The sequence below is a fragment of the Pseudoalteromonas rubra genome (assembly GCF_005886805.2).
GTDB classification, from domain to species: domain Bacteria; phylum Pseudomonadota; class Gammaproteobacteria; order Enterobacterales; family Alteromonadaceae; genus Pseudoalteromonas; species Pseudoalteromonas rubra_D.
Genome location: NZ_CP045429.1, coordinates 4,305,997 through 4,318,935, shown reverse-complemented (window position 1 = coordinate 4,318,935; position 12,939 = coordinate 4,305,997). Strand labels below are relative to the sequence as shown.

Here is a 12,939-nt window from a genome sequence, read left to right as displayed (position 1 = left end):
TATCAACCAAATCGCTATCATAGAATGAGTCATAGATGATTTATAAAGGAAGAGATATGAAACGCGTGCTCAAATTGGTCGGCGCACTGATACTTGTGTTGGTGATTGCTGTTGTGGTCGCCCCTATGCTGATCCCGACCTCGACCATTATTGCGCAGCTGGAGCAACAGGTCGAAGCAAATACCGGGCGTAAGCTCGACATTGCAGGCGACAGTGAGCTCAGTATTCTGCCGCGCCTGAATATTGTCCTCAACGATGTTCGCTTTGAGAACATGCCTGGGGGCAGTCAGCCACATATGCTGACGATGGACCAGTTGGCTGTGCACATTCCCTGGGTTTCTCTGTTTTCAGGGGAGTTCCAGTTAGAGCAGTTTGTGATCCGCAACCCAAAAATTCTGCTTGAAAAGAACGCTGCAGGTCAGGCCAACTGGGTCATGGCGTTAGGCAAAGGAACCGCATCAGATGCGCCAGCAGAACAGGCTCCGAGCGCGTCGGGTCCTGTGGTACTGCCAACAGGATTCGATATTGCGCTGGGTGAGGTTGCTATTTATGGGGGAGAGCTGATTTACGCCGATGCCACATCAGGTGCGCGGCACGCGATTTCAGACCTGGCACTGACGATTACACTCCCCTCGTTGTATAAGGCGCTGGAGTTAAATGGCAAGGTGGCTTTTCAGGGTGAAACGTTTGCGCTCAATATGACGGTTGATACACCCGCGAAAGCCATAGAAAGTAAAGACTTTAGCTTTTCTCAAGCGTTGGAGTCGCGTCTGGTGAATCTGACCTTTGATGGCCAGATCACTGAGCAGGGCAAAGTGTTCGGCGGGGCACTGACATTATCTGGCGATTCAGTGAAAGACATTGCCCAGTGGCAAAAGGTTGACCTGAAAGCGAAGCCTCAAGCGTTTAATCAGTTTGAAGTAGCCGGAGAAATGCGTTTTGCCAGTAACGTATTTGCACTGCAGTCTTTAAAAGCCAAACTGGACAAGCTGGACATTCAGGGACGCAGTGAGATCACACTAGGCGAACGCCTGAGTGTGAATGCGGATGTGGATTTAGGGATGCTGGACCTCAACCCGTATTTACCAGAGCCGGTTGAGGCACCTGAGCAGCCCAAAAGCGCACCGGGTGAACCACAGCCGATTGTCTGGGATGACAGTGAAATTGATCTGTCGGCGTTGAATATGCTGGATGCCAATGTCGTGATCCGCTCCAGTGGTTTACGTGCCAGAGAAATTAAACTGGGTGCTAATCAGTTCTCAGTCCAGCTCAACAAAGGCAAAGCAAAATTGTCGATGGATAAGTTTGCTGCCTATGAAGGACAGGGCAAAGGGGTTGTGCATGTTAATGCCGCGTCTAAGCCTTATCAGGTGACCACCAATTTTGCCCTGAATGGTATTAATGCCGAGCCGCTTTTGACCGATGCAATAGGGTTTGACAAGGTATTGGGTAAGGGAAGCCTGAACTGGGACCTCGAGACCCGAGGTGTCAGTCAGAAGCAATTTGTTTCGGCACTGGCTGGCGAACTGGCGTTTGAGTTTAAAGATGGGGGTGTCAAAGGAGCAAACCTAGCGGAGATGGTGCGCAAAGGAAAAGAAATGCTCAAAGGGAATTTCTCTTCGGTTTCTGAGGGGGTGAACGCCGATTTTGACCCGGATCAGAAAACAGATTTCTCTGCGCTGACCGGAAGCTTCCAGTTCCTTAACGGGGTTGGTCGTAACCGCGACCTGAATCTGGCAAGTCCATTAATTCGCATCACCGGAGAAGGGGAAGTCGATCTGCCCAAAACGTACGTCAACTATCGGGTCGTGACCGGCATTGTAGATACCATTGAAGGCCAGCAGAGCCAGGATGACAGCACTGGCTTTAAAATCCCGGTCAGAATTAAGGGGCCATTCCATCAAGTGGAGACTAAGTTGGATTTAAGTGGCGCGGCCAAAGACAAAGCCAAAGACGCGGTTAAAGAGAAGCTCAAAGATAAGTTAAAGGGCTTTTTTGGCGGATAGTCTCGGTCAATCAGGTAATACATCGGGCCTTGCTGCCCGGTGTATTATGCTCGTAATTCATAACCTTAACACTTTCATAAGCATCCTTCAGAAAACCTTAAGTCCCGAAGTATACGTGGCTTTGTCACACTCATATCCTCCTCGCCAAGACCCTGAACCATTTACCCGGAGTGACATATGATAAATAAACGACAACTTCTTACCCTGCTATGCGGTATGCTGAGCCATGCGTGCGTCCTGGCAGACACACACAGTGCGACTGAACAATCGCATATGACGACTTTCCAATACCCGCAGGGCGCACGCAATGCGGTTAGTCTGACTTTTGATGATGCCCGAAAGAGTCAACTTGACGTGGGCATCCCTATTCTCGAACAACACGGGATCAAAGCGACTTTCTACGTGATGCCAGAACCGGTGGGGGCACGCCTTAAGGACTGGCGCAAGGTGGTAAAAATGGGTCATGAGCTGGGCAATCACACGTTGTCTCATTTGTGCACCGGTAACTTCGACTGGCTGAGAGCACAGGATAAGGGGCTGGAGCAGGTTAATCTTGCCTGGCTGGAACAGGATATTCTAACCACCAACCAGTATCTGAAAACCCAGCTGGGTGTTGAGCCTAAAAGCTTTGCCTACCCATGTGGTAATACCTTTGTTGGCCGGGGCGCACAGGTTAAAAGCTACGTCCCGCTGATTGACCGGCATTTTGAGACTGGCCGCACCTGGCTGGATGAAACTGCAAACAACCCCGTTTATACCGATTTCGCTCAACTCACCGGGATAAGAATGGATGGACTGACCTTTGAGGAGCTAAAAGCAACCCTTGAAGCGCTGCGGGAAAACAACAAATGGATTATCCTGGCTGGACACGAGGTGGGCGAAAACGGCCGTTACAGTGTCGATGCAAGGGTGCTGTCACAATTAATTCAATATTTAAATACACCTGAAAACGGTTATTGGGTAGACACTGTCGAAAAGGTGGCCAGTTACATAAAAATGCATCGCAAATAACCTGATTAGTCTATTTTTTGTTCGCAGATAAGAAGTTATGTAGATAGCCTTTGTAATTGTTTTGCATAATTAGTTTGGCAGTGTGACTTGTGAAGATTTGGTTTGTCCCCATATCCCTGTTTTACAGCAAGTTCAGCACAGCAGCCTGCTCAAATTAATTAAAAATTGAACTATCTTTAGCGCTGCTTTGCTGTTACAATTGCCCGCCCTTGAAGCACGACACGTTCGTAATTTGAGTGGAAATTAATCTAAATGCTTGGGTTTTAAACAAAATCTAGGCGTGTTGTATATTACACCGGAGCTCATCAAGATGATCCAAATGCAAACTCAGCTGGACGTTGCTGATAACAGCGGCGCTCGCAAAGTGCAGTGTATTAAAGTCTTAGGTGGTTCGCACCGTCGCTACGCAGCGGTTGGCGACATCATTAAAGTTTCTGTTAAAGAAGCGATTCCTCGCGGTAAAGTGAAGAAAGGTGATGTTAAAAACGCAGTAGTTGTGCGCACCAAAAAAGGCGTTCGTCGTCCAGACGGTTCTTTGATCCGTTTCGACAGTAATGCTGCTGTTATCCTTAACGATAGCCTACAGCCGATCGGAACTCGTATCTTCGGCCCTGTGACTCGTGAACTACGTAACGAAAAGTTCATGAAGATCGTTTCACTAGCACCAGAAGTACTATAAGGAGTCGATCATGGCAGCAAAAATCCGTCGTGATGACGAAGTAATCGTACTAGCCGGTAAAGACAAAGGTAAGCGCGGTAAAGTGCTTTCACTTGTAACTGAAACTGGTCGAGTATTTGTCGAAGGCATCAATATCATCAAAAAGCACCAGAAGCCTGTACCACAACTACAGCAAGCTGGCGGCATTGTTGAGAAAGAAGCGTCTATCGACGTATCTAATGTCGCGATCTTTAATGCCGAAACTGGCAAAGCAGATCGTGTAGGTTTTAGATTTGAAGACGGTAAAAAAGTCCGTTTCTTCAAGTCTACTGGTAAAACTATCTAATAGTTGGAGTAGACGATGGCGAAACTGCATGAAGTGTACAAAGACAAAGTAGTAAAAGAACTTTTCGAAAAGTTCGGTTACAGCTCTGTCATGCAAGTCCCTCAGATCGAAAAGATCACACTAAACATGGGTGTGGGCGAAGCCCTAGCTGACAAGAAAATTCTAGAGAATGCAGTAGCAGACTTAGAAGCTATCTCTGGTCAGAAGCCTCTGGTAACTAAAGCACGCAAATCTGTTGCTGGCTTTAAGATCCGTGAAGGTTACCCAATTGGCTGTAAAGTAACCCTACGCGGCGAGCGTATGTGGGATTTCCTAGAGCGTCTAGTCTCTATCGCGATGCCACGTATTCGTGACTTCCGCGGTGTTAGCGCAAAGTCTTTCGACGGTCGCGGTAACTATTCTATGGGCGTACGTGAGCAAATCATCTTCCCAGAAATCGATTATGATAAAGTCGACCGTGTTCGCGGTATGGACATCACAATCACTACTTCTGCGAAAACAGATGACGAAGGCCGTGCGTTGTTAGAAGCGTTCAACTTCCCATTCAAAAAGTAAGGGTAGGGTTATGGCAAAGAATTCAATGAAAGCACGTGACGTAAAACGTGCTAAATTAGTTGCTCAGTATGCTGAAAAGCGTGCTGCGTTAAAAGCTATCATCAGCGATGTTAACGCATCTGATGATGAGCGTTGGGATGCAGTGTTAAAGCTACAGTCTTTACCACGCGATTCTAGCCCTTCACGTCAACGTAATCGTTGTAACATCACGGGCCGCCCACATGGTTACCTTCGCAAGTTCGGCATGAGCCGTATCAAAGTTCGCGAAGCTGCTATGCGCGGTGAAATTCCTGGCCTTAAAAAGGCTAGTTGGTAATAGAATCACGGGAGTAAGACATGAGCTTGCAAGATCCAATTGCGGATTTGTTTACACGCATCCGTAACGGTCAGACTGCGAAGAAGGTATCTGTAACTATGCCAACTTCAAAGCTGAAAGTAGCTATTGCTAAGGTACTAAAAGACGAAGGTTACATCGGTGACTTCGCAGTATCTGGTGACGTTAAAGCAGAATTGACTATCGAACTTAAGTACTTCGAAGGCAAAGCTGTTATCGAAAACATCCAGCGTGTTAGCCGCCCTGGTCTACGTATCTATAAGAGACGTGACGAATTACCAAAGGTAATGGGTGGTCTAGGTATCGCTATCGTATCAACTTCTAAAGGCCTGATGACAGACCGCGCTGCGCGTAACGCTGGTGTTGGTGGTGAAATCATTGGCTTTGTAGCTTAATCGGAGGGGAACTATGTCTCGTATAGCGAAGGCTCCTATTACTGTTCCTGCCGGTGTTGAAGTTACAGTTAACGGCCAGGACATCAAAGTTAAAGGCAAAAACGGTGAATTAACGCGCACTATCAATGCTGCGGTTGAAGTTTCACTTAACGACAACGTTATCACTACAACTCCACGTGAAGTTGCTAACGCTTGGGCTCAAGCGGGTACTGCACGTGCGTTGATCAATAACATGATCATTGGTGCTAACGAAGGTTTTGAGAAGAAACTACAACTAGTAGGTGTTGGTTACCGTGCAGCAGTTAAGGGTAAAGTATTAGACTTGACTCTTGGCTTCTCTCACCCAGTGAACTTCGAGATCCCAGCGGGTATCACTATCGAAGCTCCAAGCCAAACTGAAATTGTTGTTAAGGGCGCAGACAAGCAGCTTGTTGGTCAAACTGCTGCGAACATTCGTTCATACCGTGAGCCAGAGCCTTATAAAGGTAAAGGTGTACGTTATGCTGACGAATACGTGCGTCGTAAAGAGGCTAAGAAGAAGTAAGGTAAGACGATGGATAAGAAAACAGCTCGTCTACGTCGTGCTAAGCGCACTCGTAGAAATATTATCGAACAGGGCACAACTCGCCTTGTTATCCACCGCACGCCACGTCACATTTACGCTCAAGTGATCAACGCTGAGGGTAGTGTACTGGCTGCTGCTTCTACTGTTGAAAAAGCAATTGCTGAAACAGTTAAAGGCACAGGCAACATCGAAGCGGCTCAAGCAGTTGGTAAAGCAATCGCTGAGCGCGTAGCTGACAAAGGCGTTGAAAAAATCGCTTTTGATCGCAGTGGCTTTAAATATCACGGCCGTGTGAAGGCGCTTGCTGATGCAGCGCGTGAAGCCGGTCTGCAATTCTAGGAGTAGACAATGGCTAACGTAGAAGCAAAAGCACAACAGCCTGAATTGGCTGAAAAGCTAATCGCGGTAAACCGTGTGTCTAAAGTAGTTAAAGGTGGTCGTATCTTTAGCTTCACAGCACTGACTGTAGTTGGTGACGGCGCAGGTAAAGTAGGTTTCGGTTACGGTAAAGCACGTGAAGTTCCAGCTGCTATTCAAAAAGCAATGGAAAAAGCACGTCGTAACATGATCTCAGTAGACCTTAACGGTCATACTTTGCAGCACCCTATCAAGGGTCGCCATGCTGGTTCTAAAGTATACATGCAGCCTGCATCAGAAGGTACGGGTATCATCGCCGGTGGTGCGATGCGTGCAGTACTAGAAGTTGCTGGTGTTCAGAACGTACTTTCAAAAGCATACGGTTCTACTAACCCGATCAACATCGTTCGTGCAACAGTTTCAGCTCTAGAGAACATGAATTCTCCAGAGGGTATTGCTGCTAAACGTGGTCTTAGCGTTGACGAAATTTTGGGGTAAGACACCATGGCAAACACAGTAAAAGTAACTCAAGTACGTAGCTCAATCGGTCGTTTACCGAAGCATAAAGCTACATTACGTGGCCTTGGTTTACGTCGTATCAACCACACTGTTGAGCTAGAAGATACGCCAGCAGTTCGCGGTATGATCAACCAAGTTTCTTACATGGTTAAGGTAGAGGGTTAATTCGATGCATTTGAATACACTTTCACCTGCTGCTGGTGCAAAGACAGCTGGTAAGCGTGTTGGCCGTGGTATCGGTTCTGGTCTTGGTAAGACTGGTGGTCGTGGTCACAAAGGTCAAAAATCACGCTCAGGCGGTAAAGTACGCGTTGGTTTCGAAGGCGGTCAAATGCCTATGCAACGTCGTCTGCCTAAGTTCGGTTTCACTTCTCGCAAATCTCTAGTATCTGCTGAAGTAAACCTGTACGAAATCGCTAAAGTTGAAGGCGATACGGTAGATGTAAGCGCGTTACAAGCAGCTGGTATTGTTAAAAAGAACATCCAGTTCGTAAAAGTTGTTAAATCTGGCGAAGTTTCACGCGCAGTTACCGTTAAAGGCATTAAAGTGTCTAAAGGTGCTCGCGAAGCTATCGAAGCTGCCGGAGGCAAGGTAGAAGACTAAGGAAGTACACTATGGCTAAACCAGGTCAAGATATGCAAAGCGCACAGAGTGGGCTAGCGGAACTGAAGCGCCGACTACTGTTCGTATTGGGTGCTATCATTATTTACCGTTTAGGTTCGTTCGTGCCGATCCCTGGGATTGATGCCGCCGTACTTGCCGAATTCTTCGAGCAACAAAAGGGCACCATTGTTGAAATGTTCAACATGTTCAGCGGTGGTGCGCTTGAGCGTGCCTCGGTACTCGCGCTGGGTATTATGCCCTATATCTCAGCTTCAATTATTATGCAGCTATTAACGCACATACATCCTGCGATGATAGAGCTTAAGAAAGAAGGTGAGCAAGGTCGTAAGAAGATCAGTCAGTACACGCGTTATGGTACGCTTGTGCTTGCTACATTCCAGTCTATCGGTATTGCAACTAACCTTCCTAATATGATGGATGGGTTGGTCGTCAATCCTGGTTTCGGTTTCTACTTCACCGCTGTGGTGAGTTTAGTGACCGGTACTATGTTCCTGATGTGGCTGGGCGAACAAATCACAGAGCGTGGTATTGGTAACGGTATCTCTGTTCTGATTTTTGTTGGTATTGTAGCTAACCTGCCGTCTGCAATCGGTTCGACAGCAGAAATGGCGCGTCAAGGTGATCTGAATGTATTAGCTTTGGTTGTAATTTCGGTAATCGTATTCGCAGTTACTTATTTGGTAGTGTTCTTTGAGCGTGGTCAGCGTCGTATCGTTGTTAACTACGCAAAACGTCAGCAAGGTCGTCAGGTCTTCGCAGCGCAGAGCACGCATTTACCATTGAAAGTTAACATGGCGGGTGTTATTCCACCAATCTTTGCTAGCAGCATCATTTTGTTCCCTGGTACAATTGCAAGCTGGTTCGGTCAAGGTGAAGGTCCAGTTGCTGACTTCTTGCAGGCTGTCTCTGCAGTGTTGACTCCCGGTCAACCTCTGTATGCGATGGTACTTGCAGCAGCGATTATCTTCTTCTGCTTTTTCTACACTGCGTTGGTATTTAACCCGCGTGAGACAGCAGACAACCTGAAGAAATCTGGCGCATTTATTCCAGGCATTCGCCCAGGTGAGCAGACATCTAAATACATTGATAAAGTAATGACACGCCTGACTTTGGCCGGTGCGTTGTATATTACCTTTATCTGTCTGGTGCCCGAGTTTATGACCATGGCGTGGCAAACGCCGTTCTACTTCGGCGGTACATCAATCTTGATTATCGTTGTGGTTATCATGGACTTTATGGCACAAGTACAGACCCATCTGATGTCTCATCAGTATGATTCTGTGCTGAAAAAAGCGAACCTTAAAGGCTACGGCCGCTAAGGTCTGTTTACGGAGTTGAGTAATGAAAGTACGTGCTTCCGTTAAGAAAATCTGCCGTAACTGTAAAGTTATCAAACGTGCCGGTGTGGTACGCGTGATCTGCAGTGAGCCTAAGCACAAGCAAAGGCAAGGCTAAGAAATCTAGTCGTGCAGGCTAAGTAGTTTACTTAGCCTGTTTCATTGGTAAAACCTGAATGTCGGTTGGGTATCCTATACGGGCTTTCCAGCAAGATGATAATCAGGTTTATTTATAGGAGATATGTTAGTGGCCCGTATCGCAGGCATTAACGTTCCTGATCATAAGCATGCTGTTATCGGTTTAACAAGCATCTATGGTGTAGGTAAAACTCGCGCTAAGGCTATCTTAGCTGCGACTGGTATCGCTGAAACTACTAAAATCGGCGATTTAAACGACGAAACTCTTGATATTCTTCGTGAAGAAGTTGGCAAGTACACCGTTGAAGGTGATCTTCGTCGTGAAGTTACACTAAACATCAAGCGTCTTATGGACCTTGGTTGTTTCCGTGGCTTACGTCACCGTCGTTCGCTTCCACTACGTGGTCAGCGTACTAAGACTAACGCGCGTACTCGTAAGGGTCCTCGCAAGCCTATCAAGAAATAAGGTGGGGTAAGTTATGGCAAAAGCACCAATTCGTCGTAAAAAGGTCAAAAAGCAGGTTGTTGACGGCATGGCTCACGTTCATGCATCTTTCAACAACACGATTGTGACCATCACTGACCGTCAAGGCAATGCTCTTTCTTGGGCGACTGCAGGTGGTTCAGGTTTCCGTGGTTCTCGTAAGTCTACTCCTTTCGCTGCACAGGTTGCTGCAGAGCGCGCAGGTACTGCTGCTCAAGAGTACGGTCTTAAGAACCTAGAAGTATTCATCAAAGGTCCAGGTCCAGGCCGTGAGTCTGCTGTTCGTGCATTGAATGCTGCTGGTTTCCGTATCACAAACATCACTGACGTGACGCCAATCCCACATAATGGTTGTCGTCCACCGAAGAAACGTCGCGTATAATTAATAGGTTAGGAGAAAGAACATGGCAAGATATTTGGGCCCTAAGCTCAAGCTGAGTCGTCGTGAAGGTACTGACCTGTTCCTTAAAAGCGGCGTAAGAGCAATTGACTCTAAGTGTAAACTAGAAACAGCACCTGGTCAGCACGGCGCACGTAAAGGTCGTCTATCTGACTACGGTCTACAGCTACGTGAAAAGCAAAAAGTTCGTCGTATCTACGGTGTACTTGAAAAGCAATTCCGTAACTACTACAAAGAAGCTGCTCGCCTTAAAGGCAACACAGGTGAAAACCTGCTTCAGCTTCTAGAGCAACGTCTGGACAATGTTGTATATCGCATGGGTTTTGCAAGCACACGTGCTGAAGCACGTCAGCTAGTAAGCCACAAAGCGATTATGGTTAATGGTCGTGTTGTTAATATCCCTTCTTTCGTAGTTACTCCAGAAGACGTGGTAGTAATTCGCGAGAAGTCTAAAAAGCAAGCGCGTATCATCGCTGCTCTAGAGTTGGCTGAGCAACGCGAAAAGCCAACTTGGATTGAAGTTGACGGTTCAAAAATGGAAGGTACTTTCAAGCGCCTACCAGAGCGTTCTGATCTGTCTGCGGACATTAACGAACAACTAATCGTCGAACTTTACTCGAAGTAAAGTTAAGAGTTAAGAGAGGATAAAATGCAGGGTTCTGTAACCGAATTCCTAAAACCAAGATTAGTCGATATCGACGCTGTAAGCTCAACGCGTTCTAAAGTAGTTTTAGAGCCTCTGGAGCGTGGTTTCGGCCACACACTAGGCAATGCTCTACGTCGTATACTTCTTTCATCTATGCCTGGTTGTGCTGTGACAGAAGTTGAAATTGACGGTGTATTGCACGAGTACAGCGCGAAAGAAGGCGTACAAGAAGACATCATTGAAATCCTGTTGAACCTAAAAGGTCTGGCAGTATCTCTAGAAGGTAAAGATGAAGTTTTCCTTACCCTGACTAAGTCTGGTGTAGGCCCTGTGACTGCGGCTGATATCCAGCACGACGGAGACGTGACTATTGCCAACCCTGAGCATGTGATCTGTCACCTTACGGCTGACAATAGTGAGATCAGTATGCGCATTCGCGTTGAGCGTGGTCGCGGTTATGTACCGGCGTCTAGTCGTTTATCCTCTGATGACGATGAGCGCCCAATCGGTCGTTTGCTGCTTGATGCATCATTCAGTCCGGTTGAGCGTATTGCGTACTCGGTTGAGTCAGCTCGTGTTGAGCAACGCACAGACTTAGACAAACTAATCATCGATATGGAAACTAACGGCACTTTGGATCCTGAAGAAGCGATCCGTCGTGCGTCTACTATTCTTGCTGAGCAATTGGAAGCATTCGTAGATCTACGTGATGTTTCTGAGCCGGAAGAAAAAGAAGAGAAGCCAGAGTTCGATCCTATTCTGCTTCGTCCAGTCGATGACTTAGAGCTAACTGTACGTTCTGCGAACTGTCTGAAAGCCGAGCAAATTCAATATATCGGTGACTTAGTACAGCGTACTGAAGTTGAGCTTCTGAAAACACCAAACCTTGGTAAGAAGTCTCTGACTGAAATTAAAGACGTGCTAGCTTCACGTGGTCTTTCTCTGGGCATGCGCCTGGAAAACTGGCCACCTGCAAGTCTGGCTGAGTAATCTAAGTTACTATATTAGTTTAGTTAGAAGGATAGGGTCATGCGCCATCGTAAGAGTGGTCGTCAATTAAACCGTAACAGCAGCCATCGCAAAGCGATGTTCAGCAACATGGCTGGTTCTTTGGTGAAGCACGAAATCATCAAAACAACTTTGCCTAAAGCGAAAGAGTTGCGCCGTGTAATTGAGCCTTTAATCACACTGGCTAAGACTGACAGCGTAGCAAACCGTCGTTTAGCGTTTGCTCGCACGCGTGATAAAGAAGTAGTTGGTAAATTGTTCTCTGAGATCGGTCCTCGTTTCGCGGATCGTCCAGGTGGTTACACTCGTATTCTGAAGTGTGGCTTCCGTGCAGGTGACAACGCGCCAATGGCTTACATTGAACTACTAGATCGCCCAGTTGCGACTGAAGAAGTTCAAGAAGACGCGCAGTCTGCAGAGTAAGTCTTACTAGTTAAGGCACAGAAAAGCCGGGCATTGCCCGGCTTTTCTACGTCTGGTGAAAAGTATTTCACCAGACTTATCCACTGACTTAGAAGTTCCAGTGAAATAAAATACCAACGTGATTCGCATCAATCTTGTTGGCACGTGCAAGTTCGTTTGCAACAGAATAGCGGCCGATCTTTGAGACTTCATATTCGACTACGCTGTATCTTAATTCAAGGCTGGCACTCCAGTTTTCGAATGTGTACATACCTGACACGATGAACTTACCCGCATTGTCAAATTCAATATCATTGCCGAAGTCATTTTCTAGCTCAACTGATGAATCTATGCCTACACCGAGCCCCAGTTTGATTTGTTCATTTGCTTTATAGTAAGGGATAGCTTCCCATGCAAAACGACTAAATGTGAGATCGCCATTTTCTGCGTCTGCAGAATCAAGATGAATAGATGCATTCAGACGAATATCGAACGTGTGGCTAAGTGCATAGTTGAATCCGCCACCAAGAATTAATCCAGATCCTGCTTTTACGCTGTTGTCACTATCATCTTCGTACACCAATGTCCCTAGTGTGTCACCACCGAAGGTATAACCAGCGATTGCTGAGAAGGATAGTGGCTTTGTGATGTCTTCTGATGCATACGTGGTTGTAGAGAGTGCAGCCAATACAGCCAAACTGAACTTTTTCATGATTTTCCTATTTTAATCAAATAACTCGGCGGGAATTCTCTATAAAAAGAGTGAGCTTGTACAGAAAATCAGGAAATACACATAAGTAAAGGTGTATAAATGAGCATCTTGCCTTATTTTTGTCCGAATGCGCTGTTTTTCTCACTTTTCTTCAAAAAAGGGGTTGCGCTGGGTTTCGATTTCCCTATAATGCGCATCCACCGACACGGGGCACAACGCTGAAAAGCAACGAGCCAACGAGTTGGGAGTCAAATAAAACTTGATTCTGAAATTTCTCAAAATTAAGTGTTGACATAAAATGGGAAGTGATTAGAATGCACAACCCTCAGCGCTAACAGCGCAGCGACATTGAGTCGCACCGGGTAACCGGATTATGTTCTTTAAAAATATGAAGCAATCATCTGTGTGGGCACTCGTACAGATTGAGTTCTAACAGCGAAT

General features: G+C 46.6%; 20 protein-coding genes. 19 read left to right on the top strand and 1 reads right to left on the bottom strand.

All coding sequences use genetic code 11. The annotated features are described in order from the left end of the window. The first annotated feature begins 56 nt into the window (after positions 1–56). The 19 genes from CWC22_RS18510 to rplQ all read left to right on the top strand — a co-directional run bounded on the left by CWC22_RS18510 (position 57) and on the right by rplQ (position 11,807). Positions 57–2,006 carry an AsmA family protein gene (locus tag CWC22_RS18510; protein ID WP_138537696.1) on the top strand — a complete coding sequence of 650 codons (1,950 nt, stop codon included), beginning with the start codon at positions 57–59 and terminating at the stop codon, positions 2,004–2,006. Positions 2,007–2,183: 177 nt separating this feature from the next. After that, positions 2,184–3,017 carry a polysaccharide deacetylase family protein gene (locus CWC22_RS18505; RefSeq protein ID WP_138537695.1) on the top strand — a complete coding sequence of 278 codons (834 nt, stop codon included), beginning with the start codon at positions 2,184–2,186 and terminating at the stop codon, positions 3,015–3,017. A 310-nt stretch (positions 3,018–3,327) separates the two neighbouring features. Continuing rightward, entirely contained in the window at positions 3,328–3,696 is a 369-nt protein-coding gene (gene rplN / locus CWC22_RS18500; RefSeq protein ID WP_010386947.1) for a 50S ribosomal protein L14, read from the top strand. A gap of 10 nt (positions 3,697–3,706) precedes the next feature. Next, positions 3,707–4,021, top strand: coding sequence for a 50S ribosomal protein L24 (gene rplX / locus CWC22_RS18495; protein ID WP_010386946.1), 315 nt, complete (start codon positions 3,707–3,709; stop codon positions 4,019–4,021). Between the two features lie 15 nt (positions 4,022–4,036). Continuing rightward, the gene (gene rplE / locus CWC22_RS18490) at positions 4,037–4,576 is read left to right on the top strand and encodes a 50S ribosomal protein L5 (RefSeq protein ID WP_010386945.1); all 540 of its coding nucleotides are present in this window, start codon (positions 4,037–4,039) and stop codon (positions 4,574–4,576) included. A gap of 10 nt (positions 4,577–4,586) precedes the next feature. Beyond that, on the top strand, positions 4,587–4,892 hold the full coding sequence (rpsN, locus tag CWC22_RS18485) for a 30S ribosomal protein S14 (RefSeq protein WP_010386944.1): 306 nt from the start codon (positions 4,587–4,589) through the stop codon (positions 4,890–4,892). A gap of 20 nt (positions 4,893–4,912) precedes the next feature. Beyond that, the gene (gene rpsH, locus CWC22_RS18480) at positions 4,913–5,305 is read left to right on the top strand and encodes a 30S ribosomal protein S8 (RefSeq protein ID WP_010386943.1); all 393 of its coding nucleotides are present in this window, start codon (positions 4,913–4,915) and stop codon (positions 5,303–5,305) included. A 13-nt stretch (positions 5,306–5,318) separates the two neighbouring features. Next, positions 5,319–5,849 (top strand): 50S ribosomal protein L6, encoded by a 531-nt coding sequence (gene rplF, locus CWC22_RS18475; RefSeq protein ID WP_010386942.1) that lies wholly within the window; start codon positions 5,319–5,321, stop codon positions 5,847–5,849. Positions 5,850–5,858: 9 nt separating this feature from the next. After that, on the top strand, positions 5,859–6,209 hold the full coding sequence (rplR, locus tag CWC22_RS18470) for a 50S ribosomal protein L18 (protein ID WP_049865984.1): 351 nt from the start codon (positions 5,859–5,861) through the stop codon (positions 6,207–6,209). 9 nt (positions 6,210–6,218) lie between these two features. Further along, complete coding sequence (gene rpsE, locus CWC22_RS18465) at positions 6,219–6,725, top strand: 30S ribosomal protein S5 (RefSeq protein ID WP_010386940.1); 507 nt, start codon at positions 6,219–6,221, stop codon at positions 6,723–6,725. A 6-nt stretch (positions 6,726–6,731) separates the two neighbouring features. Then, on the top strand, positions 6,732–6,911 hold the full coding sequence (gene rpmD, locus CWC22_RS18460) for a 50S ribosomal protein L30 (protein ID WP_010378276.1): 180 nt from the start codon (positions 6,732–6,734) through the stop codon (positions 6,909–6,911). Positions 6,912–6,915: 4 nt separating this feature from the next. Further along, positions 6,916–7,350, top strand: coding sequence for a 50S ribosomal protein L15 (rplO, locus tag CWC22_RS18455; protein WP_010386938.1), 435 nt, complete (start codon positions 6,916–6,918; stop codon positions 7,348–7,350). An 11-nt stretch (positions 7,351–7,361) separates the two neighbouring features. Then, a complete protein-coding gene (secY, locus tag CWC22_RS18450; RefSeq protein ID WP_010386937.1) occupies positions 7,362–8,690 on the top strand; it encodes a preprotein translocase subunit SecY in 1,329 nt (442 codons plus the stop codon). A gap of 22 nt (positions 8,691–8,712) precedes the next feature. Further along, entirely contained in the window at positions 8,713–8,826 is a 114-nt protein-coding gene (gene rpmJ / locus CWC22_RS18445) for a 50S ribosomal protein L36 (protein WP_002959476.1), read from the top strand. A gap of 129 nt (positions 8,827–8,955) precedes the next feature. Beyond that, on the top strand, positions 8,956–9,312 hold the full coding sequence (gene rpsM, locus CWC22_RS18440; protein WP_010386936.1) for a 30S ribosomal protein S13: 357 nt from the start codon (positions 8,956–8,958) through the stop codon (positions 9,310–9,312). Positions 9,313–9,325: 13 nt separating this feature from the next. Next, a complete protein-coding gene (rpsK, locus tag CWC22_RS18435) occupies positions 9,326–9,712 on the top strand; it encodes a 30S ribosomal protein S11 (RefSeq protein WP_010386935.1) in 387 nt (128 codons plus the stop codon). 22 nt (positions 9,713–9,734) lie between these two features. After that, positions 9,735–10,355: a 30S ribosomal protein S4 gene (gene rpsD / locus CWC22_RS18430; RefSeq protein ID WP_046006900.1), complete on the top strand. Its 621-nt coding sequence runs from the start codon at positions 9,735–9,737 to the stop codon at positions 10,353–10,355. A 24-nt stretch (positions 10,356–10,379) separates the two neighbouring features. Then, positions 10,380–11,366 carry a DNA-directed RNA polymerase subunit alpha gene (locus tag CWC22_RS18425; protein ID WP_010386933.1) on the top strand — a complete coding sequence of 329 codons (987 nt, stop codon included), beginning with the start codon at positions 10,380–10,382 and terminating at the stop codon, positions 11,364–11,366. A gap of 39 nt (positions 11,367–11,405) precedes the next feature. After that, a complete protein-coding gene (rplQ, locus tag CWC22_RS18420; RefSeq protein ID WP_010386932.1) occupies positions 11,406–11,807 on the top strand; it encodes a 50S ribosomal protein L17 in 402 nt (133 codons plus the stop codon). 88 nt (positions 11,808–11,895) lie between these two features. Here rplQ and CWC22_RS18415 read toward each other — a convergent pair whose 3' ends face one another. Further along, positions 11,896–12,498, bottom strand: a complete 603-nt coding sequence (locus tag CWC22_RS18415) for a hypothetical protein (protein ID WP_138537694.1) — start codon at positions 12,496–12,498, stop codon at positions 11,896–11,898. Positions 12,499–12,939: the final 441 nt, after the last annotated feature.

Coding starts and splice junctions, on each gene's coding strand:
- CWC22_RS18510 (WP_138537696.1), top strand. CDS start 57: ATGAAACGCGTGCTCAAATTGGTCGGCGCACTGATACTTGTGTTGGTG.
- rpsK (WP_010386935.1), top strand. CDS start 9,326: ATGGCAAAAGCACCAATTCGTCGTAAAAAGGTCAAAAAGCAGGTTGTT.
- rplR (WP_049865984.1), top strand. CDS start 5,859: ATGGATAAGAAAACAGCTCGTCTACGTCGTGCTAAGCGCACTCGTAGA.
- rplE (WP_010386945.1), top strand. CDS start 4,037: ATGGCGAAACTGCATGAAGTGTACAAAGACAAAGTAGTAAAAGAACTT.
- rpmD (WP_010378276.1), top strand. CDS start 6,732: ATGGCAAACACAGTAAAAGTAACTCAAGTACGTAGCTCAATCGGTCGT.
- rplQ (WP_010386932.1), top strand. CDS start 11,406: ATGCGCCATCGTAAGAGTGGTCGTCAATTAAACCGTAACAGCAGCCAT.
- rpsE (WP_010386940.1), top strand. CDS start 6,219: ATGGCTAACGTAGAAGCAAAAGCACAACAGCCTGAATTGGCTGAAAAG.
- rplX (WP_010386946.1), top strand. CDS start 3,707: ATGGCAGCAAAAATCCGTCGTGATGACGAAGTAATCGTACTAGCCGGT.
- rpsH (WP_010386943.1), top strand. CDS start 4,913: ATGAGCTTGCAAGATCCAATTGCGGATTTGTTTACACGCATCCGTAAC.
- rpsD (WP_046006900.1), top strand. CDS start 9,735: ATGGCAAGATATTTGGGCCCTAAGCTCAAGCTGAGTCGTCGTGAAGGT.
- CWC22_RS18415 (WP_138537694.1), bottom strand. CDS start 12,498: ATGAAAAAGTTCAGTTTGGCTGTATTGGCTGCACTCTCTACAACCACG.
- CWC22_RS18505 (WP_138537695.1), top strand. CDS start 2,184: ATGATAAATAAACGACAACTTCTTACCCTGCTATGCGGTATGCTGAGC.
- rplO (WP_010386938.1), top strand. CDS start 6,916: ATGCATTTGAATACACTTTCACCTGCTGCTGGTGCAAAGACAGCTGGT.
- rplF (WP_010386942.1), top strand. CDS start 5,319: ATGTCTCGTATAGCGAAGGCTCCTATTACTGTTCCTGCCGGTGTTGAA.
- rplN (WP_010386947.1), top strand. CDS start 3,328: ATGATCCAAATGCAAACTCAGCTGGACGTTGCTGATAACAGCGGCGCT.
- CWC22_RS18425 (WP_010386933.1), top strand. CDS start 10,380: ATGCAGGGTTCTGTAACCGAATTCCTAAAACCAAGATTAGTCGATATC.
- rpmJ (WP_002959476.1), top strand. CDS start 8,713: ATGAAAGTACGTGCTTCCGTTAAGAAAATCTGCCGTAACTGTAAAGTT.
- rpsN (WP_010386944.1), top strand. CDS start 4,587: ATGGCAAAGAATTCAATGAAAGCACGTGACGTAAAACGTGCTAAATTA.
- secY (WP_010386937.1), top strand. CDS start 7,362: ATGGCTAAACCAGGTCAAGATATGCAAAGCGCACAGAGTGGGCTAGCG.